18 protein-coding genes are annotated in these 21,021 nt (G+C 42.2%); 13 read left to right on the forward strand and 5 right to left on the reverse strand.

Annotation, left to right across the window (positions count from 1 at the left end; translation table 11 throughout):
- The first annotated feature begins 67 nt into the window (after nt 1-67).
- The 8 genes from trxA to KUV50_RS11650 all read left to right on the forward strand — a co-directional run bounded on the left by trxA (nt 68) and on the right by KUV50_RS11650 (nt 7,265).
- On the forward strand, nt 68-388 hold the full coding sequence (gene trxA / locus KUV50_RS11615) for a thioredoxin (protein WP_222580325.1): 321 nt from the start codon (nt 68-70) through the stop codon (nt 386-388).
- A gap of 118 nt (nt 389-506) precedes the next feature.
- The gene (locus tag KUV50_RS11620) at nt 507-1,430 is read left to right on the forward strand and encodes a DUF58 domain-containing protein (RefSeq protein ID WP_222580326.1); all 924 of its coding nucleotides are present in this window, start codon (nt 507-509) and stop codon (nt 1,428-1,430) included.
- Between the two features lies 1 nt (nt 1,431).
- Nucleotides 1,432-2,202, forward strand: coding sequence for a PPK2 family polyphosphate kinase (locus KUV50_RS11625; protein ID WP_222580327.1), 771 nt, complete (start codon nt 1,432-1,434; stop codon nt 2,200-2,202).
- On the forward strand, nt 2,195-2,581 hold the full coding sequence (locus tag KUV50_RS11630; RefSeq protein WP_222580328.1) for an RNA-binding S4 domain-containing protein: 387 nt from the start codon (nt 2,195-2,197) through the stop codon (nt 2,579-2,581). Before KUV50_RS11625 ends, KUV50_RS11630 begins: the two co-directional genes overlap by 8 nt.
- 521 nt (nt 2,582-3,102) lie before the next feature.
- Nucleotides 3,103-3,900: a hypothetical protein gene (locus tag KUV50_RS11635; protein ID WP_222580329.1), complete on the forward strand. Its 798-nt coding sequence runs from the start codon at nt 3,103-3,105 to the stop codon at nt 3,898-3,900.
- Nucleotide 3,901: 1 nt separating this feature from the next.
- Nucleotides 3,902-4,885 carry a 6-phosphofructokinase gene (pfkA, locus tag KUV50_RS11640; RefSeq protein ID WP_222580330.1) on the forward strand — a complete coding sequence of 328 codons (984 nt, stop codon included), beginning with the start codon at nt 3,902-3,904 and terminating at the stop codon, nt 4,883-4,885.
- On the forward strand, nt 4,885-5,205 hold the full coding sequence (gene cutA / locus KUV50_RS11645) for a divalent-cation tolerance protein CutA (RefSeq protein ID WP_222580331.1): 321 nt from the start codon (nt 4,885-4,887) through the stop codon (nt 5,203-5,205). The genes pfkA and cutA overlap by 1 nt, the downstream gene beginning before the upstream one ends.
- A 332-nt stretch (nt 5,206-5,537) precedes the next feature.
- A complete protein-coding gene (locus KUV50_RS11650; protein WP_222580332.1) occupies nt 5,538-7,265 on the forward strand; it encodes a dynamin family protein in 1,728 nt (575 codons plus the stop codon).
- A 108-nt stretch (nt 7,266-7,373) separates the two neighbouring features.
- On the opposite strand, the gene KUV50_RS11655 is transcribed toward KUV50_RS11650, so the two are convergent.
- A complete protein-coding gene (locus KUV50_RS11655) occupies nt 7,374-8,303 on the reverse strand; it encodes a DUF3078 domain-containing protein (protein WP_222580333.1) in 930 nt (309 codons plus the stop codon).
- 434 nt (nt 8,304-8,737) lie between these two features.
- Here KUV50_RS11655 and purL point away from each other — a divergent pair, with 434 nt between their 5' ends.
- Both purL and KUV50_RS11665 read left to right on the forward strand, forming a co-directional pair.
- Nucleotides 8,738-10,972, forward strand: coding sequence for a phosphoribosylformylglycinamidine synthase subunit PurL (purL, locus tag KUV50_RS11660; RefSeq protein ID WP_222580334.1), 2,235 nt, complete (start codon nt 8,738-8,740; stop codon nt 10,970-10,972).
- Nucleotides 10,969-12,051, forward strand: a complete 1,083-nt coding sequence (locus KUV50_RS11665; RefSeq protein ID WP_222580335.1) for a TlpA disulfide reductase family protein — start codon at nt 10,969-10,971, stop codon at nt 12,049-12,051. Before purL ends, KUV50_RS11665 begins: the two co-directional genes overlap by 4 nt.
- 44 nt (nt 12,052-12,095) lie before the next feature.
- Here KUV50_RS11665 and KUV50_RS11670 read toward each other — a convergent pair whose 3' ends face one another.
- Entirely contained in the window at nt 12,096-12,869 is a 774-nt protein-coding gene (locus KUV50_RS11670; RefSeq protein WP_222580336.1) for a TrmH family RNA methyltransferase, read from the reverse strand.
- A gap of 224 nt (nt 12,870-13,093) precedes the next feature.
- On the opposite strand from KUV50_RS11670, the gene KUV50_RS11675 reads away from it, so the two are divergent.
- Nucleotides 13,094-15,442, forward strand: a complete 2,349-nt coding sequence (locus tag KUV50_RS11675; RefSeq protein WP_222580337.1) for a BamA/TamA family outer membrane protein — start codon at nt 13,094-13,096, stop codon at nt 15,440-15,442.
- Nucleotides 15,443-15,733: 291 nt separating this feature from the next.
- Here the strand turns inward: KUV50_RS11675 and nth are convergent, their stop codons facing one another.
- The 3 genes from nth to KUV50_RS11690 are packed head-to-tail and all read right to left on the reverse strand — an operon-like array spanning nt 15,734 to nt 18,459.
- Entirely contained in the window at nt 15,734-16,366 is a 633-nt protein-coding gene (gene nth / locus KUV50_RS11680) for an endonuclease III (RefSeq protein ID WP_222580338.1), read from the reverse strand.
- Complete coding sequence (locus tag KUV50_RS11685) at nt 16,363-17,406, reverse strand: acyl-CoA reductase (RefSeq protein ID WP_222580339.1); 1,044 nt, start codon at nt 17,404-17,406, stop codon at nt 16,363-16,365. The genes nth and KUV50_RS11685 overlap by 4 nt, the downstream gene beginning before the upstream one ends.
- 3 nt (nt 17,407-17,409) lie before the next feature.
- A complete protein-coding gene (locus KUV50_RS11690; RefSeq protein ID WP_315899962.1) occupies nt 17,410-18,459 on the reverse strand; it encodes an RluA family pseudouridine synthase in 1,050 nt (349 codons plus the stop codon).
- A gap of 214 nt (nt 18,460-18,673) precedes the next feature.
- Between KUV50_RS11690 and KUV50_RS11695 the strand changes: the two genes are divergently transcribed.
- Complete coding sequence (locus KUV50_RS11695; protein ID WP_222580340.1) at nt 18,674-20,092, forward strand: sulfatase; 1,419 nt, start codon at nt 18,674-18,676, stop codon at nt 20,090-20,092.
- A gap of 60 nt (nt 20,093-20,152) precedes the next feature.
- Entirely contained in the window at nt 20,153-20,746 is a 594-nt protein-coding gene (locus tag KUV50_RS11700; RefSeq protein ID WP_222580341.1) for a Crp/Fnr family transcriptional regulator, read from the forward strand.
- The last annotated feature ends 275 nt before the right edge of the window (nt 20,747-21,021 follow it).

Genomic DNA, 21,021 nt, shown 5'->3' on the forward strand with positions numbered 1-21,021 from the left:
AGAATATGCGTTTAATCGCTAATGTAGTTTTTTTACACAACGTACAAATCATAAAAGTAGATAAGAAATGGCATTTGAACTAACAGACAACAATTTCCAGGATGAAGTTCTGGATAAAGGGGGACTGACCCTCATTGATTTTTGGGCAGAATGGTGTGGTCCTTGTAAGATGATCGGCCCCATCATCGAAGATCTATCCAAAGACTATGATGGAAAGGCACTCATCGGCAAGGTAAATGTAGATGAGAACCCTGAACTATCGATCAAATACGGCATCCGCAGTATTCCGACCATCCTGTTTGTAAAGGACGGAGAAATCGTGGATAAAGTGGTCGGTGCTACTCCAAAGCAAGTCTTAATTGACAAACTCGACGAACATTTATCGTAGGCTTTTGGCATGAATAAACAAAAGTAAAAGCCTCACATAGTTTTTCTATGAGAGGCTTTTTTCATACATTGAGACCGGCAATTGCTGTCTTAGCTCACCTTGAACCGCAACGATTACTATGGCTGACATTTTTGAAGCTTATGATCTTCATCACATTGAAAATTTTGAACTGCTGGCCAAACAGGTCGTGGAAGGATTTATTATTGGACTTCATCAAAGCCCATATCACGGTTTTTCCGCTGAATTTGCAGAACATAAACTTTACAACCCCGGCGAATCTACCAAAAATATAGACTGGAAGGTCTATGCGCGGACAGATCGACTGTACAATAAAAAATACGATGACGAAACCAATCTCCGGTGTCAAGTCGTCGTCGATGCCTCGGCTTCCATGGCATTAACTAACGCAGATAAGCAACAACTGTCCAAGTTACAATGGTCTGTTCTGGGGGGAGCGGCATTGCTTTACCTGCTTAAAAAACAACGGGATGCTTTCGGATTAACAGTCTTTGATGAAGAGATAAAAATACATCGCCAGGCCAATGGTAGCCTCAAACAAATGCGTCTTTTGATGGCTTATCTGGAAGACCTCTACCACAACCCACCCGGAAAACATAGCAAAACAAATCTAGCCAATGCACTGCATGAAGTGGCTGAACGCGCTGCTAAGCGCTCTTTGATCGTCATTTTTTCCGATTTCTTTGAACATATGAATGCACCGGAACCTATATTTTCCGCTTTGCAACACCTGCGATACAATAAGCATGAAGTCATTATCTTCAATGTAATTGACCACAAAAAGGAAGTAAATTTTGAGTACAAAAACAAACCCATCAATTTCGTAGATTATGAAACCGGCGAAAATATAAAGATTCGACCCCGTGAGATACAACAAGTATACCAGGAGAAAATGACCAATTTCCTGGAGTTACTGCGACTTAAATCACTCCAGATGGGCATTGACATCATGCATGCAGATATTAATGAAGATTTCAACAAAGTACTTCGTGCATTCCTTATACGAAGAGGCAAAATAACATGATATGATCAGACTAAAAGATATCGAAACCAGAGCTCCCGAACATTACGACAAAAAGAAAACCAAGAAAAATACGCGACAAATCGCTCGTGAAATAGGTGAATTACAAACCACTTTATTTGCAGAAGAAAAACACGCTCTTTTGGTACTGTTCCAGGGCATGGACGCCAGTGGCAAGGACGGGTCCGCCAAAGCTGCTTTCCCCTATTGCAATCCCATCGGACTGCGGGCACATTCGTTCAAAAAACCTACGGAAGAAGAAATGAATCATGACTTTTTGTGGCGGGTCCACCGGCATGCCCCCGCCAAAGGAATGATACAAATATTCAATCGCTCCCACTATGAGGACATTCTTATTCAACGCGTTAATCAGTGGATCGACCAGAGTCTTGTGGACAAAAGGATGAATTCCATCAACGACTTTGAAGAATTGCTCCAGTATGATAACAATACCACTATCCTGAAATTTTATTTGCACATATCTCAAGCGGAACAACAGGAAGAACTTCAGGAACGCATCGATGAACCTGAAAAAAATTGGAAACACAAGACGGCAGATTGGGTCGAAGCCAAAAAATGGGATGATTACCGTACGGCTTACGAATATTCCATCAATAATAGCCGGATACCGTGGATTATTATTCCTGCCGATCAGGCCTGGTACAGAAACTACCTGGTAGCGAAGACGGTTCGGGATACATTGCAAAACCTTAATATGGTTCGACCCTTGCTCAGTGAGGCCGAACACAAATACATGAAAGAAAATTATGGCTGATGCACGAATAGACCAATGGTTGTGGTCCGTACGTATCTTCAAATCAAGGACCAAAGCCAATGAAGCTTGTAAAAAAGGAAAAGTATGGATCAATGGGAATAAGGTCAAACCGTCGATGACCGTATCCCAGGATGACCACATAAAAGTCGGCAAAAACCGGTTTTTATATGAGTTCATCGTCCTTAAAACCATTAAAAAGCGTGTGGGTGCCCCCGAAGCACAACAATGTTACCAGGACATTACACCGGAAGAAGAACTAAAAAAGTTTGATCGATGGTATGTTGGAAAGACTTTGGGCGAGTTCCGCGATAAAGGAGCTGGTCGCCCAACCAAAAAAGAGCGTCGAGCCATCGAGGAATTTAAATCACTGGATGAATAGCTATTACCAATGTATTTGATAATGCCGTATAAGATTTTGTAAATATTCAAAGATTGTCAAGGAGAAAAACGGAGCAATAGCTGAAGTTACACCGTGTATTTTGACGAAGAGAATCGAAGAATATTTCGAAATATATGCGGTAATTGTGAATTCAAATGGTATAAAACGGTTGTTAAATAAAGGAAGCATTTCTCCGACCAATTGACTGTCATACTCCTGCTGGAAATAAGTATCGAGCCGAAAGATCCATATGCTGCCCGGGGAAACATTATTTAAAATCCAACTCCTAAAAAAATATCAAAGTCGTATATTCCAATCTAAATTGGATATAATGCGGAAATAAAGTACCCTTTAAAAGGCAGGAACTTTGTAAGTTTACCGTTCAGATTCTTATTTATTTTTATAGTAATTATTTACTACGATGTTTTGTTCATGATCTCTTGGTTATCAAGGGGATCACAAACTGATAGGATATTATGATACTAATTCTCGAATGTGGATCAACAAAAAGTGACTGGGTATTGATCATTAACGAGAAAAAGAAAATCTCTTTTTCTGACCATGGAATTAATCCGTCAACATTGGCGGAAGAAGATGTCGGACTGTATATTCGTGCCGGCAGTGAACGGCTCCCTGATCCGGCCCAAGTTTCGAAAATTTACCATTATGGTGCCGGTGTCAGCGGCATTCAGCAAAAAAACCTGTTAAAAGATATATACTACACCTATTTCCCGAATGCAATACTTTCTGTGGAAGATGATATGCTCGCCGCAGTCAGAGCTACTTTGGGAGATGCCCCGGGGATCGTATGCATCCTAGGTACGGGATCCAATTCCTGTTATTTCGACGGGACATCCATCACAGAGAACTATCAGGGATTCGGCTATATGATTGGTGACGAAGGCGGCGGGGTCGATATTGGAACGCGTATGATCAAGTTATATTATTCAAAATCACTCCCTGAAAAGTTAAGCCGGAAACTGGATGATGAGCTCGCTGATCGTTCCGCATTTGTTAAGAAATTATACACTCATGAAAAACCAAATCGATATTTAGCAACCTTTTGCCAATTTGCAGGCAAACATCAACACCTACCGGTAATTCGTCACGAAATTCAAGGCTCATTTCAGGCTCTAATCAAAAATTATCTGTCAAAATATCCTAATAATGACAAACTTCCAATTAACTTTGTGGGCTCAATTTCTGAACATTTCAGAGATATACTTATTGAATCTCTTGAGTCTCAAGGATTGATGCCGGGTAAGTTTTTAACACGCCCAATTACTGAATTAGAAAAATATCATTACAAGGAATTATAGAATGAGTGATAAAGCTATAAACCGGATTGCTGTATTAACCTCAGGTGGCGATGCCCCAGGAATGAATGCTGCAATTCGCAGTGTCGTCAGAGCATCAGGACATTTTGGAAAACATGTCTATGGGATTTACCGCGGATATGACGGAATGATTAAAGGATCCATCAAGCGCATAGAGCGACATGAGGTGGGGAACATCATTCATCGGGGCGGAACCATTCTAAAAACAGCCCGTAGTTATGAGTTTTTCACACCGGAAGGCAGACAACGTGCTTATGAAACTCTTAAAGCGCATAACATTGACGCCTGCATCGTTATCGGTGGTAACGGAACCTATACGGCTGCAATGATCTTTTCAGAAGAATTTGACATCCCTATGATAGGTATTCCCGGAACCATTGACAACGATATATTTGGCACTGATTTCACCATAGGATTTGATACAGCACTTAATACAGCGATTGACGCAGTCGACAAAATCAGGGATACCGCAGACAGTCACAACCGGGTATTCTTTATCGAAGTCATGGGCAGACACACAGGTCACATTGCATTGCACACCGGCATCGGCAGCGGTGCAACCGGGATACTTATCCCGGAGAACAACGTCTCTATCGAGGAGTTGGTGGACCAGTTGAGAAAAGGGGTGAAACGGGGAAAACTTTTTAGTCTCGTTATAGTCGCAGAAGGAAATAAAAACGGAGGTGCTGCCAAAATTGCAGAAAGTGTTGCTGAACACCTGCCGGAACTGGAATCAAAAGTGTCCATTATCGGCCATCTTCAGCGAGGTGGAGCTCCGTCCTGCCACGACCGGGTATTGGCCTCCAGGCTGGGTGCATCGGCGGTCACCGCACTTCTGGACGGCAAAACCAATAAATCGGTTGGGATCATTAATGATGAAATCGTATTTACAGAATTTTCAGACGCCATCTCAGCAGATAAAAGCCCGAAGAAAAGTTTGATTGAAATGACCAATATTCTTTCATAATGTCATTACCAAAAATTATCACTTGCTACACAACCATCTCAGATAAAGAGAGTTCTACTAAGTTGATTGACCAATTACTTCAATCAAAACTCATCGCATGTGGCGTCGCATGGCCCGCTCAAAGCCAATACAATTGGGAAGGAAATGTCGCCACAGAAGGAGAATATCTCATCTATATGAAATCTTCTCTAGCACTCAAAGAACGATTGCTTAGTCGTATTCAGGATTATCATCCGTACGACGTTCCATGCATTCTTGTACGCGAAGTGGAATGTAACTTGTCCTACCACGACTGGGTCGAAGAACAGACAGTGGTTTAGTCCCGTAGTTTTAAGTTTATAGAGTGTAGTCAGGGTCTGGTGCCGGACCAAAGCCCAGGATTCATTTTCAGAATTTTCATCCTCTCACAAAACCAGAGCGTCGATTCAAACCCGCAAAATTCATGGGTTTTGATTTATGCAGATGCAAGGAATGACTGAATATAGTCGGAGTGCAACGCACAGACCAAAGATGGTAAATCCGTATTTGATGGAGAGGAGCGAATGAAGCCTCGGCTTAGTCGGGGCACAAGGTACAGGGCGATGCACCGTCTCAAATGAGCAAGGCCCCAATTAACTATTTATCCTTATCTTTATGTCAAAATTCAGATTAAATGGCCGCATTAACGGAAAAAAAGCTTCTTCCCTACTTTGAACGAATCAAAACACTGGTAGATAAACTGGCTGAGCAATCCAGCCGAATTGACAACAGCGAAACCTTGTCGACCATTCAGGAGCTCCGACTACGGATGGATGAGCCGTTCTTGTTCGTTATAGTTGGTGAAGTCAAAGCGGGTAAAAGTAGTTTCATCAATGCCTTACTCAGTACTGATGAAGAAATATGCGCTGTGGCACCCGATCCCAAAACCGACACCATTCAGCAAATAAAGTACGGCGATGTTCATGATGAAGTCATCATTAATGAATTCCTCAAACAAATCTACTTTCCTGACCCCATTCTTCAGGAAATATCCATCGTAGACACCCCCGGGACCAATACCATCGTGGAGCATCATCAGGAAATCACCGAACGGTTTGTGCCGGTATCCGATTTGGTAGTGTTTGTTTTTGAGGCCAAAAACCCCTACCGGAAAAGTGCCTGGGACTTTTTATCCTTCATTAACCAGGAATGGAAGAAGAAAGTCATTTTTGTCCTACAACAAAAAGACCTGTTGAATGAAAATGATTTACAGATCAACCTGGAAGGCGTTCGTAAAGAAGCAGCCAAACACAACGTCCCTGAACCACACGTTTTTGCTGTATCAGCACTTCAGGAGCTGGAAGGCAACCATGACCTTAGCGGATATCCGGCGCTTAGAAAATACCTCAAGGAAAATATCACCGGCATTCATGCCTTTCGGTTGAAAATAGAAAACCTCCTTGAACTGGTTACCACGCTCAATGAAAAGATCAACGCCGGGTTAAAAGCACGCCAGGCTCAATATGAGAGTGATTTGTTGTTCCGGAAAGAAATCGATAAAACCCTGCACGAACATGTTTTAAAGTCCCAAAACCAAGTACAAACTCTGATTCACAATCTACTGACGGGTTACGACAAAGCAACCATGATTAGTGAACGGGAATTACGAGACGGACTTTCCTTCTTTCGATTAGTAGGGAAGTCATTTAAATCCATTTTCAATAAGAACGAATCCCCTCAGGTCTGGTTGTCAGAGATCAAAACAGATCTCGATAAAAATCTTAAAATTGAAATGACAGACCGACTCCATGAAGGGGTCAGTGACCTGGCGGACAATATTCAAAACATGGCGAAGGTTGTTGAACTTAAGATATTGAAAAATAAAACTATACTCAAAGACAATGACGAACTGTTTGGTCATATAGCCGAACGCCGTCGACTGATCATTGAAGAGTTGCAAGAATCCTTTCATAATTTTATTCGCAACTCAGAAAACTTTGTTGACACAAAACTCGTCGAAGAAAGCTCGTCAATCAGTCCCAATCTAGCAACAGGAAGCGGGATTGCCGTAGTGGGAATTATTTTGACAGCCGTCACGAATGGCGCTGTGTTTGACATCACTGGTGGCCTGATCACCGGCATCGGATTATTATTCGCAGGTATTACAACCGGGATTAAACGAGGCAAAATACTTCGGAGGTTCTCCGAAGAAATCAAATTGACACGGTCAAAAATAGAAAACGAATTAACCCTCAAGTTAAATGAATACATCCAGCAAATCAAAGATAAAATAGAAACCCAATTTATCGAATTTGACCAGTTGCTTGAAGAAGAGGGGAAAGAGCTACAACTCATGCAGGAGAACTACAATCACATTGATTCAGAACAAAAAACAATCCGGAAGAAGTTGGCTCATCTTTAATTTCACGCCTATTTCGGGTGTTCTGTCGTGCAGTACGAACAAGTATAAAAGCCGGAATAAGAAACTGCCTGTAGTTCAGGATACCTGTTTTTTCTTAGTAAGCCTAAATTAGAAACTGTGGGTTATTCCTACGTTGATGGATTCACTAAACTGTGTTCGGGGACCTTTGTGTCCTGTAGGTTCGCCGTCTTCATCCAAGATGTCAAAAAGAATATCTTCGTCGTAGACCAGATTGCCCAATATGTTCACTGAAATTGATTTGTTTACTTTCATCCTGATCTGACTTTCAAGATTGACATCAAAATTACCAAAATCATCCAGGTGATTCGTAAAAAAATCCGCTTTGGAAGTCAGCGTCACATTCTTCATGAGCTGAAACTTCCCCACTACTTTGATCAGGCTTCCCAACTCCATCCGATACCCCTTTGCCCGAAACTTTTCAGGTAAATACTGAGCAGCTAGAATAGAATCAGGAGCGATCGTTATCTTACTGTTGATCGGCGTGTAGTAAATGTCAAGTTTATTGGTATTCTTCTTTTTCTTCTCGGGATCATTTGATTCCAGTGTTTTCAGATTGAGGCCCGAACCGATATCAATCGTCAGAGGGGAGAAAAAACGACCGTTGAGGTGTTGTTTCATTCCTTGTTTGTTAAACTTATATGAATTTGACAAAAAAGTCCGCATAGAGATCAAAGCCGATAAAAACATTTTGTTCGAAAACTGTTGGGAATAATTACCACTCATTTCCAGTTTATCTCTGTTTTTTGTCCACTCTTGCTCATCTCTTTTCATCAGCCCGTATTGGACATTAAAATTATATGTAAAGTTGCTCTTCTCCTTTTTGTATTTAGCTTTCCAGTCAAAGTCTCCCCAAACATTAATATTGTTATATCCACTACCTTTCCAATAGTCACTATAGGCTATTTGGGCAAGGTATAAATTTCCAATATTGGAATAACTCCAATAACTTTTCTTTTCTTCTGTCGTGTCCTGAGCTGCTTCCTGACTATATCCAGTGGCTGCATGCAAACATACCATGAAGAAAATTAAGTGAAGCTGGCGCATAGAATAAATGAAATTTTTGAACTCTTATGGATGATAATACCAACGTGTACTTTGGATACAAATATTGCTCAAAATAGTTTTTAATCAAAGCTAATAGACATGAAATATTTATTTAATGTAAATAAAGATGGTTTTCAAGGATATTGACACCAATTCCTAACATATATTCCTTTTAATTATAAGAGATAAATTCAGTTTTGAGCTGTTTCAAAATTTAGACTGTCTTTTTTACTAGCATGATTTGACTTCGCCAGCTAACCCCATTTGAATTGAGAACAAAGTATGGTGCGAGATGCTGAATGCTTCCGGATTAGGCTCAGTTTTTGCTACAGGTAAGTCATACCATGATCAGGGTATTGTATTAAAATATTTCTATCTTTGCCTCAAATTAAAAAACCAGATCACTGATGAACGAAAATCAAAATATGCCAGATCTTGCAATTGCAAAAAAACTGGGCTTAACCGAAGATGAATTCGATCGAATTCTTGAGATCATGGGACGCCATCCCAACTTCACGGAACTCAGCATATTTGCCGTCATGTGGTCTGAGCATTGCTCCTATAAAAATTCCATCAAGTATCTTAAAACACTACCCAACAAAGGAAAACATTTGTTGGTGGAAGCCGGTGAAGAAAATGCCGGACTGGTAGATATCGGCGACGGACTCGGGTGTGCTTTTAAAATTGAATCACACAATCACCCTTCAGCTATAGAACCTTACCAGGGTGCAGCAACGGGTGTCGGTGGCATACATCGTGATATTTTCACAATGGGTGCACGACCTATCGCTGCATTAAATTCACTCCGTTTTGGCGATGTAGAACGACCCCATACTCGGCACCTTGTTCGGGGTGTGGTCAAAGGAATCGGCGATTATGGCAATTGTCTAGGCGTTCCCACCATCGGTGGAGAAGTATATTTCAATGATTGTTACAATCAAAACATTCTTGTCAACGCCATGTCCGTAGGTACAGTAAAGGAGGGTGATACAGTATCTGCCATTGCAGACGGACCCGGTAATCCAATCTTTATTGTGGGTTCAGCGACGGGTAAAGATGGCATTCACGGAGCCACATTTGCATCGGCTGATCTCAGCGAAGACAGCGTGGATGACTTACCTGCTGTACAGGTCGGTGACCCATTCCAGGAAAAACTTTTACTGGAAGCCAGTCTCGAAGCAATCCAGACCGGAAGTATCGTGGGGATGCAGGACATGGGCGCAGCAGGCATCACTTGCAGCACCAGTGAAATGAGTGCAAAAAGTGGTACGGGTATGAAAATCAACTTAGATAAAGTCCCCACCCGGCAAGATAATATGGAACCTTTCGAAATCCTGCTTTCTGAATCGCAGGAACGAATGCTCATCGTTTGCAAAAAAGGAGAGGAAGAAAAATTACTCAAAGTATTTGACAAATGGGATCTCGAATGTGAAGAAATAGGTGAGGTAACTGATAACGGACACGTCGAATTCTGGCACAAAGGTAAGATTGTCGCTGATGTTCCAGCAGATCCATTGGTTTTGGGCGGCGGAGCCCCAGTCTATGATCGAGAATATGAAGAAGCCACGTATTATTCCCAATTAATAGATTACACTGAAGATCGTATCGATGCACCTACAGACTATGTATCCGCCGCAAAGAATCTTATGACATCCCCTAGCTTGGTATCGAAGCGATGGATCTATGAACAATATGACCACACCGTCCGGATCAATAACATGGGAACCAACCAGGCTTCGGATGCAGCTGTGATTCGCGTCAAAGGAACATCCAAAGCCTTGGCAATGAGTGTGGATTGCAACTCTGATTTTGTGTATGCTGACCCCTATATCGGAGGTATGATCGCAGTGTCGGAAGCAGCCAGAAACGTAGTTTGCAGTGGAGCCCAACCAGTGGCTATTACGAATTGCCTCAATTTTGGCAATCCTTATAACAAAGAAGTTTATTGGCAATTTGTCCACGTAATAAAAGGCATGAGTGAAGCTTGCCGGCGGTTTGAGACGCCGGTTACAGGGGGAAACGTCAGTTTCTACAATCAAACTGAACTGGATGGAAAAGTAGAACCTGTCAAACCGACACCAGTCATTGGGATGCTTGGCATTCTGGAACATACCGATGATTACCTCACCTCCAGCTTTAGAAATGAGGGCGATCTGATCGTTATGATTGGTAAGGAGATCTTTGATTTAAACAATTCACAATACCTTTCCTGGCATCATGGGATCACGGATTCAAAAGCCCCCTATTTCTCATTGGAGGATGAATATGATGTGCAACAGACCGTATACGAAGCTAACAAACTAAAGTTGCTTGAATCTGCTCATGATATTTCGGATGGTGGATTGTTTACCAACTTACTTGAATCATGCCTTGAAAATAATATGGGAGCCAAAATCACCTACAATCCCCCAGTGCGAATGGATAGTTTTCTATTTGGCGAGTCCCAGTCCCGAATTATTGTCAGTATAAAGCCAGAAAATTTAGACAAATTACATAACATTTCGAACCAGAATTCTGTTCCCATACAACAAATTGGTATCGTGGAGAAATCATCCATTTTGGTCAATGAGATCGATTTCGGACCGGTGTCAGAGTGGAAAGAATTATATAATGATTTATTAGGTAAAAAACTGGAACAATGAAATTGTTGAAATATGGACTTCTGGCCAGTCTAGGGCTTTTTTTTATATGGGCGTGTAATAGTACCGATCAAAGTACGACCGACGGTGAACGGCTGACCATCTCGGGAAAAATAATTGACGGTGCGAATAAACCGGTAGCGCTTTATCGCATATCACTCAAAGGCCAAAAGGCTTTGGTGATGTCTACCCAGGCCGATCAACGGGGAAATTTTTCCATGACTTCTGAAGAGCCTATACCCCAGGCTATTTATCAATTTTCCGTTGCAAACAAAGGCGCTTCTTTTGTACTCACGGGAGAAGATACAGATATTAAGATCAATGGGAAGTTTAGTACGATAGACCAATATGATTTTGAACTAAGCGGTTCAAAAGAAACTGGTCTTCAGATTATTGCATTTTACAATATGGTCAATGATAAATGGCCCAAATCTGAGATCGTGCGATACATGAATGAAACCGAGAATAGTTTGATTGCTATCCAGACTGGGGTATCATTCCTGATGGGTAGTCCGGAAGATTACGCAGATGTGCGAAAAATTGTCAATAAGGTAGATGCAGATTTACGCGGATCCCCATATGTGAGTGAATTCAAAGAGTTTGTGGCATTTTACGATGCAAAATTAAAAGAATCTACCAACAACTCTAGTCAGTACGCCGTGCAGCTGGGACAACCAGCACCTGAAATTGCATTGCCCAATCCGGACGGCGAAATAATGCGTTTGTCTGACCTTAAAGGGAAGGTCGTTCTTTTGGATTTCTGGGCCAGTTGGTGTGGTCCATGTCGGAGAGCAAACCCGCACGTTGTAAAATTGTACGAAAAATACAAAGATGACGGGTTCACTGTATTTTCTGTGTCTCTGGATAGAAACGGTCAGAAAGAACGCTGGGTCAATGCAATCAAGCAGGATGGTCTGGCATGGGAGTCTCACGTCAGTGATCTGAAGTATTGGCAGTCTGAACCTGCCCGAAGATACGGCATCACGGCTATTCCGGCAACTTTTTTACTTGATCGGGAAGGAAAAATCCAAGCTTTAAATCCCAGAGCAAATATGGAAGAAGAAATCCAAAAATTGCTTTAGGAAAGAGCGTAATTTATCACAGACCTTTTTATTCTTGACCAGATCTATAGTCGCATTTGCTTATTGCTCTGCTGATATTTATGCCGCAGTGTCAATAATGACGTGCACGCCATACTTACATTGAGAGATTCAGTCTGAGCACCCGCCGCAGCGGGTAATGTTATCCGGTTTGTCGATAATCTCGCGACAGTAGCTGAAATTCCCTGACCCTCGTTACCCAATACCAAAACACCAGTACGTGGCCAGGCATATTCAAACGCATCCTCACCATCCATGACGGCTGATATTATCGCGCCGGAAGTTTCAGACAATTCCTGGTGACTGCATTTTACCATAGTGAGATAACTATGGCTTCCCATGGCAGCCTGTACAACTTTCGGGCTAAAAGGGTCTGCGGTTCCGGGTCCGATCAGAATATGGGGCACACCGAACCATTCGGCTGCACGAAGCATGGTGCCGAGATTTCCCGGATCTTGTACCCCATCAAAATACAAACCAAATGCATGATTTCGCTGAATTGATCTGAAATAGTGATCCGGAATTGCGCACACTGCCATCACCCCCTGCGGCGTAACCAAATTAGAAAGTTCGAGAAATGAGTGATGGTCTGACTGATATACCGATATTCCGTCTGGAAACGACAGGTGTCTGATGCCATCATCTATGACTATATACTGAATCAGCGACGGTCTGTGCCTGACAAGGTCCATGATCAATTTTTCCCCTTCGACAACGTAATTTTTAAATTTATACCGGTTTTTCTTTTGTTTTAAGGACCGAATAAACTTTATTTGATTCCTGGACAATATAGGAAACATCTTATGGTTACTTTAGTGGTTGAAAAATTGTTATGATGTGAATTAACAACAAATTATTAATTTTACCGCATGACATTGCCCAACATTGGAAAAAGGCTGGGCGACACGCTTATAAAAAAGTTAGAAGAAGTTGAGCTCAGCAGTATTTAAAAAGCCGTAAAACAGATTGATGTGAAGGAATCGTTCAATGATTTATTATCTGATTTTCATCACTTTTTCATTTCATGAAAAGTAAAAAAGCGGCTATATATTCATGTCTTTTATTGTTCGGGGGGCTTTTCATGTTGTCATCATGCAACGTGACCAAATTTCTGGCGGAAGATGAATATTTACTTTCGGATTATGCCATTAACATTAACGGTCCCGTGGCATCCAGACAAAAAAAGATACTTGAAAATGAAATCTATTATCTCGACACGCTCCAACGGATAGAAAATCGAAATTGGCGCATCTGGTTGTATTATAAATACCAGGACGCTGATACGGGCACACTCAATCATTTTTTTTACGAGCAAGCTGCCACTAGACCAAGTATCTACAAACAAGGCCACGGCGGTCAGGCGTCCGACGTCATTAAACGGTACGTCATGGACAAAGGGTATTATGATGCGCAGGTTTTCTTTTCTGATCAGATAAAAAAACGAAAAGCCACTATATCCTATACCATAAATACCGGCCCGCTGTACACCATTGCCAGCAAAAAAGTAAGTTACCCCAATGAAACGATCAAACGATTAATCGAAAATCGCAACGATGAATCGTTCTTGAAAAGAAATGACGTACTCTCTCTTCAAGCTTACGAAAAGGAAAAAAACAGGATTGCCTCCATTATGCAAAACAATGGGTATCCTTATTTTACATCACTGAATATTTCAAAACGACCGCAAGCCATTAAACTGGCTGATCAAATAGATCTTTATTTTGAAATATTAAATGATGCAGACAGCATTGGACTTCGCCGGTATCGGTTTGGAGATATTGTGGTCGATCACAACTACAATCCATTTGCATTTGAGCCAGCGAGTGATACCGCTACCATCGATGCCATTCAGCATCTGAATTTTGACAAAGAAAAGTCCTTGAACCGGCAGGTGATGAACCAATCCATCCCGTTTCGCAATGGGGATTTGTTCAGTGCAGAAGCATTGGAGAAAGCGCGACAAAATATTGTCCGTTACAATATCTATTCATCCGTGGTGGTCCAACGCATTCCGTCACCGGAAGACCCCAATGTGCTGAACATCTATTTTATCTTACAGCCTTCGAAAAAATACGAATTTAAAGTTGATTTCGATCTCAACAATACCGAGTATAGCTCCCGTTCGTCATTATTGGGTGTTTCCGTAGGGCCGGAACTGTCCAATCGAAATACATTTGGCGGCGGGGAAACCTATACCATGGGACTCCAGTTTCAGACCGAATTTAATCCTTTCGGTCAGTCTGATACGACAGAAAGATCCACGGTTCAAACCTTTATCGCCGGGTTTCGGAACAATTTAATTATGCCACGTTTCGTAGATTATTTTAAAATGTATGAACTCCTCTCGGGTGTATCGCCGGATTTTTATTCCATACTGCAATCAAACGGGATCAGCACGATCGATCTGAACTATGAATATGTTTACACGGATCAATTGTATAAATACCATTCCTTTTTATGGCAGGCGGGGAACAATTTCAACTGGGCTGCAGGTCGGAACAACCTAAGAGTCAACAACCTTTCGTTGAATGTCTTTTTACCAGATTTATTTCCCAGTTTTATTGAGGAGATCAAAGACCGGCAATTTGTCCGAAAATCACTGGATCCACAAATATTTACAAGTCTACTCTTTAGCAATGCCCAATTCACCCACGTCGGAAGAAAAGACTACGCCCAGCGGCAATTTTCTTTTTACGGGTCGATGGAGTTTTCAGGATTGGAAATCCTGGCTGCCAATGCCATCACTAATGGATTTAGGGATACCTTCCAACTCTTCAACAAGTTTGATTTTGCAAAATACTTCAAGGTTGATTTGGATGGGCGGTTTTTAAAAGATTTATCAGCTACCACCTCATTCGCCTCTCGTCTGAATATTGGGATCGCTACACCTCTGACCGGATCAGTATCGGTTCCCTTTGTCAAACAGTTTTTTGTGGGAGGTCCCTCGAGCATGAGGGCATGGCGGATCAGAGAATTGGGACCTGGATCACTTCAGGACTCCACCGCACTTTCAGGAACTAATCAACCGTATGCCAATGTCGGTGATCTAAAAATAGAAATGAATGCAGAATACCGGTTTCCTCTTTTTTGGCGTCTGAACAGCGCTCTATTTCTTGATGTAGGTAACATATGGATCTTGGGAAAATCTGATCAACCAGAGAGTCGGTTCACCTCCGATTTTTGGAAAGAATTTGCTGTCGGAACGGGTACTGGAATACGCATGGATCTTACTTTTTTCACCCTTCGGCTGGACTGGGGAATAAAACTAAAACTCCCCTACCGACAAGACAATGGCTCTTATTGGGCTTACTCCTCCTTTGGACAGTATCTCAAAAAATCAAATCTAAACCTGGCGATTAGTATGCCTTTTTAGAGGTAAGGACGCTGTACAGTTAGGTGCTAGGGAGCCGAATTGTCAGGGATTAAGACCGCTGTGGTGTTGTAGCCGGAATTGCACTTTTCCCACAACCAGTACCATTTGAATTCATAATTGCCGCATATATTCCGAAAAATTCTTCGATTCTCTTCGTCAAAATACGCGGTGTATTTCCAGCTAAACCTCCGTTTTTTACCTCGTCATAAGATCATAGCAGTGGCAGATCCATTGATTGTGCTACACTTTGACTCAACACCTCAACAAATAAACACCTCAACACTTCAATTTCTAAAACATCGATCTTCGGCCATACACAGAACAAATGGGACACTCTTCCGGCTGGTGTCCCCGTGCCGGGCAATACTCCCGGCCAAAATAGATCATCTGTAGATGACGCCGATCCCATTCTTCCATCGGAAAGGCTTTCTTCAAATGTTCCTCAGTTTTCTTAACAGAACGTCCAGTACTCAGCAACCACCGGTAAGCCAGTCGGTGGATGTGTGTATCCACAGGAAAGGCAGGTTTTCCAAATGCCTGCACCATGACCACAGAAGCTGTCTTATGCCCTACCCCGGGCAATTCTTCGAGCAACTCCATGTCAGCGGGAACCTCGCCATCATATTTATCAACGAGAATCTGTGAAAGTTTAACGATCGCCTTGGATTTTTGAGGAGACAACCCCACCGGACGTATAATGGCACGCACGTCTTCTACAGATACCCGGGCCATATCAAATGGGTTATCCGCCAACTCAAACAAAGCAGGCGTCGTCAGATTAACCCTTTTATCGGTTGACTGCGCGGAAAGTAGTACTGCTATTAATAAGGTATAGGGATCCTTGTGGTGCAATGGAATTTCCATTTCGGGGTACAATTCATCAAGGATCACCCCGATCCTAGCAGCTCGCTCTTTTCGTGTCATGATACAGTCTTACAAGATAAATCAAATAAAAAATGTCCGATATCTTCGCCGTCCGGATAATCAAACAACCCTGGTCGCTGCGTTTCTCCAAAACCACTGTGGGATACCCCCGCTACCGGATACTTCCCAACCACAGTCTGAAGTTGTTCTCGCAACTGGACCAACGCAGTGTGCAATTGAGACACTGAGTCATATGCTTCATAAAATATCATCCCAACCGGAGAAAACAACTCCTCGGGTACATGTTTCAGCAGCACAAATTCCGTAGAAATGATATCACTCCGGTTCAACAGCTCGATCGACAGATTGTAATCATAGTTATTTTTGTATTTAATATTGTTCATGGACGCGGCAAAAGGATTCATCGCCTGAATCAATGGATCAAAATCATAGCCTTCCGGCACATAAAGTTTGGTGACATTCCGACAACCTAAACCAAAGTAATCAAAGATATCATGCGCCAATCCATTTAGATCATCCGCAGATTCAGATCCGTCCAATACAGCAACCGAAGTTCTGTTTTTCCGCAACAAAGCGGGATAGCTTTCAAAATATTTTTCGAAATATCTGTTGGTATTGTTGGACCCGGTCGCGATGACACCCTCATGATTTTCCAGTTTTTCAACGATTTTTATACGGTGTTCTACATCGGAATCCTGTTCACTCAGAAGTGCCAAAATCGCTGGAAACACATACGGATCTTTGCTGGACAATTTTATCTCGGCTGCATGGCCGGAAAGATACACGGTAACAAAATCATGAAACCCGACCAATGGTATATTACCCGCAAAGATCAGCCCTACTGTTTTTCCGTGTTCACCGGGGACGGGAAATTGATAGGTATCACACCATTTGGTTAATTCCTCCCTGGTAAGCATAGATTCTGCCAAAGCATCCAATGCTTTCCAATAGTTGGATTTTTCAAACCAGGGATTATGAAAAGAGGTCCGGTGAATAGTAGCCTCCAACAATGGATGACGGTCTTGGATTTTTTTCCCCAGTTCCAGCAAAGCGTTGATCATCCTATTTTTCTTTACCATAATTTACAATTCTTTTTGTGATCGATCCTTAACATAACGGTCCCATTTGTGCAAAAGTTCGTGCATATCCGAAGGCAGTTCGGATGAAAAAGACATTTTTTTGCGGGTTATCGGATGTACAAATGCCAGCGATCGGGCGTGTAAAGCTTGTCGTGGGCAGGTGGAAAAGCAATTCTCTACGAATTGCCTGTACTTTGAAAATATGGTGCCCTTCCGAATCCGATCCCCTCCATAGCGGACATCATTAAATACCGGATGTCCCATAGACTCCATGTGCACTCTGATCTGATGTGTTCGGCCTGTCTCGAGCCGACATTCTATCAGGGAAATATAATAATAATCTTTAATTACTTTGTAATGCGTCACTGCCTCACGTCCCTCCAGTGCACTGTCTTCTTCCACGGCCGTAAAGATCAACCGATTTTTGGGATGCCGGGCGATTGGTTTACGTATAGTACCTTCATTCGGTTCAGGGCTACCCCACACGATCGCCAAATATCGCCGATCTGGTTTATGATCGTGAAACTGAGCAGCCAATTGTTGCAAAACATTTTCTTTTTTGGCAATAACCAGCATTCCACTTGTGTCTTTATCCAACCGGTGCACCAGCCCCGGACGGTCCGCTTCGTTTCCCGGTAATACGGGTAACGCATGATGATCGAGGTAATAAGCCAGCGCGTTCACTAACGTACCTGAATAATTTCCATAACCCGGGTGAACCACCATTCCAGCCGGTTTGTGTACGACCATCAGATACTCGTCTTCATATCGAATATCCATCGGTATATTTTCAGGAACAATTTCTCCGTCGTATTCGTCATTAACCGGTGTTTCGATAGTGATCTCGTCGTCAGGGCGCACTTTATAATTGGGTTTGACTTTCCCACCATTGACCAGTATTCGCTGATCCCGGAGGCCTTCCTGAATTTTGTTGCGGGAGACCTGTGGCAAACGATCCATCAGAAACTTATCTATTCGCAACAGGGCTTGACCGGGGTCGACCACGATCGTTCGTACATCATTCATTTCCTCATCAGAACCGGATACATTCACATTGATATATTTTAGGCTTATTTACAGGTGAATTAACGACTGCAATCATCCAAAATGGACTTATTCGATGCAAAAATACAAGATTTTATGTGTTTCTATTTTGAAGTGGTTTCACAACTATTTACTAAATTTATAAAACTGACTATCTTGACAAGCAAAACATGACGTGGTAAGAGGTGTATTTCCATACCTCGTGTCATAAAATAATATGATCATGAAAAAATTTTTTTTCCATTTACTTTTAATCCTTGCAACAGGTAGTTTTTTGCCTAATACGATGCATGCTCAGAATTTGGACTCTAAGAAAAATGTCGTTGTGGTCCTTGTTGATGATCTCGGTTGGACAGATGTAGGCTACGCAGGGAGTGCTCTATATAAAACGCCTCATCTGGATGAATTGGCATCCAAAGCCACCGTATTCACACAGGCTTACTCTGCACATCCGGTGTGCTCCCCTTCTCGGGCAGCCATCATGACAGGTAAAAATCCAACTCGTCTTGGTATCACGGACTGGATTCCAGGATCCGCTCCGAAGGACAAACCTCTACTCGGACCAAAAATCAGGAATGAGTTACCGCTTCAGGAGAAAACCATAGCTGAATATTTCAAAGAAGTCGGTTACCACACATTTTTTGCGGGCAAGTGGCATCTAGGCGGAGAATCACATGGCCCGGAACACCAGGGTTTTGACATCAATATTGGTGGGATTCACAAAGGACAGCCTCCAAACGGTTATTATGCTCCGTATAAAAACCCTAAATTAACAGACGGTCCCAAAGGAGAATATCTCACCGACCGATTGACCGAAGAAACGATCGGGTTCATTCGAAAAAATAAAAATGAACGCTTCTTCGCCTTTCTATCCTACTATACAGTCCATACACCGATCCAAGCAAGTAAAGAAGATCGACCGGATTATGATTCGCTCACCATCCCGGATGTGACTTATCCAGAACATGATGGAGTCAGTCTTTTATATCAGAACAATCTTGACTATGCCTCCATGGTGTCCGCGATGGATCGGAATGTTGGAAAACTCATCCAATCCCTAAAAGAAATGGGATTATGGGAAAATACAGTATTTCTGTTTACTTCAGACAACGGAGGATTATCCACACTGATTCGGGACTGGAAAATCCCAACCAGCAACAGGCCGCTTCGCGCCGGAAAAGGCTGGGCTTATGAAGGAGGAATTCGCATCCCACAAATCATTCACCGCCCAGACCAACCCCGAATGATTTCGCACACAGATGTACCTACCACACATCAGGATCTACTTCCTCTCCTATGGAGTGCAGCCGGTTGGGATCCATCATCACTGGACGCCATGGATGGATACGACATATTTGGAGGCATACAAGGTACTCAGCGCCTGTTGTTTTGGGATTATCCCCATTACCATGGTAGTGGCTGGAAACCAGGAGCAGCACTTCGACAGGGTAGATGGAAACTCATTCATTTTTACGAATCAGGCGTCGTTGAACTATACGATTTGCACTCAGATCCAGGTGAAAGCATCAATGTACGTGCAAAACATCCGGACATCGCAGCAGCCATGTTTAGTGACCTTAAATCTCTGATCAAAAGTAATCATGGTCAATTTCCGAAATTAAATCCAAATTATGCAGAATAGATAAAATACGTTTATTTCTTCAGCTAATGACATTATCGATATTCACAGAAAAACGTTCAAATGATACCAGAGAAGCTTCTTCTTCAGCATGGGGGTCGAATAGATCATATAAAAAGCGGAGGAATCATATTTCAGCAAGAAGAATACGCCAGAAATTTCTATCAGATCAAGAAAGGACAGGTACAGATGTCCACGATCAATGACGATGGGAAAGAATTTATCCAGGGCATTATGCAAAGCGGTGAAAGCTTTGGTGAACCACCATTATTTGTGGATATTGCTTATCCGGCCAGCGCACATGCCATGAAACAAACTGATCTGATCGTGCTACCCAAAGATAAATTTCTAAAGTTTCTTTCCGCTTACCCGCATTATTACACCGTTCTTCTCCGAAGATTGTCCTTGCGTCTTCATTATAAAGCGACCATGGCACAGGTCATTTCCAATGAAAAGGCGGAGAAATGCATTTTAACACTCATAGACTATATGAAACAAAAAGAGGGCTATAAAGAACACGAAAATTATAAGGTGCCTTTGACCAGGCAACAAATCGGTGATTTGGTCGGATTGCGGGTAGAGACGGTCATCCGAACCATCAGTTCACTCAAAGAACAGAACATTCTTAACGTTCAGGGTGGTAAAATAATTCGTTAAACCATAGTAATCATTTGCCATATTAAAAATTATTACGCTAAAATTTAGTTTTATTCTATATTATGAGTATTATGACATAGATCATAAAAGAGGACATAGGCATATTGTATTTTTGTGGCTAATCCAACATTGATCGTACCGGAACTTTCCACATTGAACTACTAAAACATTAACCGCATGGAACCGAAAGATGAAGACTTTATACCAAGAGGAGCCGTAGCGTTTCTCATTTTAATTCTAATCTTAACAGCTATTGTATTCTTTACCGCATACTT

This window comes from Membranihabitans marinus (genome assembly GCF_019802045.1).
Classification (GTDB): Bacteria; Bacteroidota; Bacteroidia; order Chitinophagales; family Saprospiraceae; genus Membranihabitans; species Membranihabitans marinus_A.

Excerpts from the sequence above, each read along its gene's own strand:
- trxA (WP_222580325.1), top strand. The coding sequence starts at position 68 with ATGGCATTTGAACTAACAGACAACAATTTCCAGGATGAAGTTCTGGAT.
- KUV50_RS11620 (WP_222580326.1), top strand. The coding sequence starts at position 507 with ATGGCTGACATTTTTGAAGCTTATGATCTTCATCACATTGAAAATTTT.
- KUV50_RS11625 (WP_222580327.1), top strand. The coding sequence starts at position 1,432 with ATGATCAGACTAAAAGATATCGAAACCAGAGCTCCCGAACATTACGAC.
- KUV50_RS11630 (WP_222580328.1), top strand. The coding sequence starts at position 2,195 with ATGGCTGATGCACGAATAGACCAATGGTTGTGGTCCGTACGTATCTTC.
- pfkA (WP_222580330.1), top strand. The coding sequence starts at position 3,902 with ATGAGTGATAAAGCTATAAACCGGATTGCTGTATTAACCTCAGGTGGC.
- cutA (WP_222580331.1), top strand. The coding sequence starts at position 4,885 with ATGTCATTACCAAAAATTATCACTTGCTACACAACCATCTCAGATAAA.
- KUV50_RS11650 (WP_222580332.1), top strand. The coding sequence starts at position 5,538 with ATGGCCGCATTAACGGAAAAAAAGCTTCTTCCCTACTTTGAACGAATC.
- KUV50_RS11655 (WP_222580333.1), bottom strand. The coding sequence starts at position 8,303 with ATGGTATGTTTGCATGCAGCCACTGGATATAGTCAGGAAGCAGCTCAG.
- purL (WP_222580334.1), top strand. The coding sequence starts at position 8,738 with ATGAACGAAAATCAAAATATGCCAGATCTTGCAATTGCAAAAAAACTG.
- KUV50_RS11665 (WP_222580335.1), top strand. The coding sequence starts at position 10,969 with ATGAAATTGTTGAAATATGGACTTCTGGCCAGTCTAGGGCTTTTTTTT.
- KUV50_RS11670 (WP_222580336.1), bottom strand. The coding sequence starts at position 12,869 with ATGTTTCCTATATTGTCCAGGAATCAAATAAAGTTTATTCGGTCCTTA.
- KUV50_RS11675 (WP_222580337.1), top strand. The coding sequence starts at position 13,094 with ATGAAAAGTAAAAAAGCGGCTATATATTCATGTCTTTTATTGTTCGGG.
- nth (WP_222580338.1), bottom strand. The coding sequence starts at position 16,366 with ATGACACGAAAAGAGCGAGCTGCTAGGATCGGGGTGATCCTTGATGAA.
- KUV50_RS11685 (WP_222580339.1), bottom strand. The coding sequence starts at position 17,406 with ATGGTAAAGAAAAATAGGATGATCAACGCTTTGCTGGAACTGGGGAAA.
- KUV50_RS11695 (WP_222580340.1), top strand. The coding sequence starts at position 18,674 with ATGAAAAAATTTTTTTTCCATTTACTTTTAATCCTTGCAACAGGTAGT.
- KUV50_RS11700 (WP_222580341.1), top strand. The coding sequence starts at position 20,153 with ATGATACCAGAGAAGCTTCTTCTTCAGCATGGGGGTCGAATAGATCAT.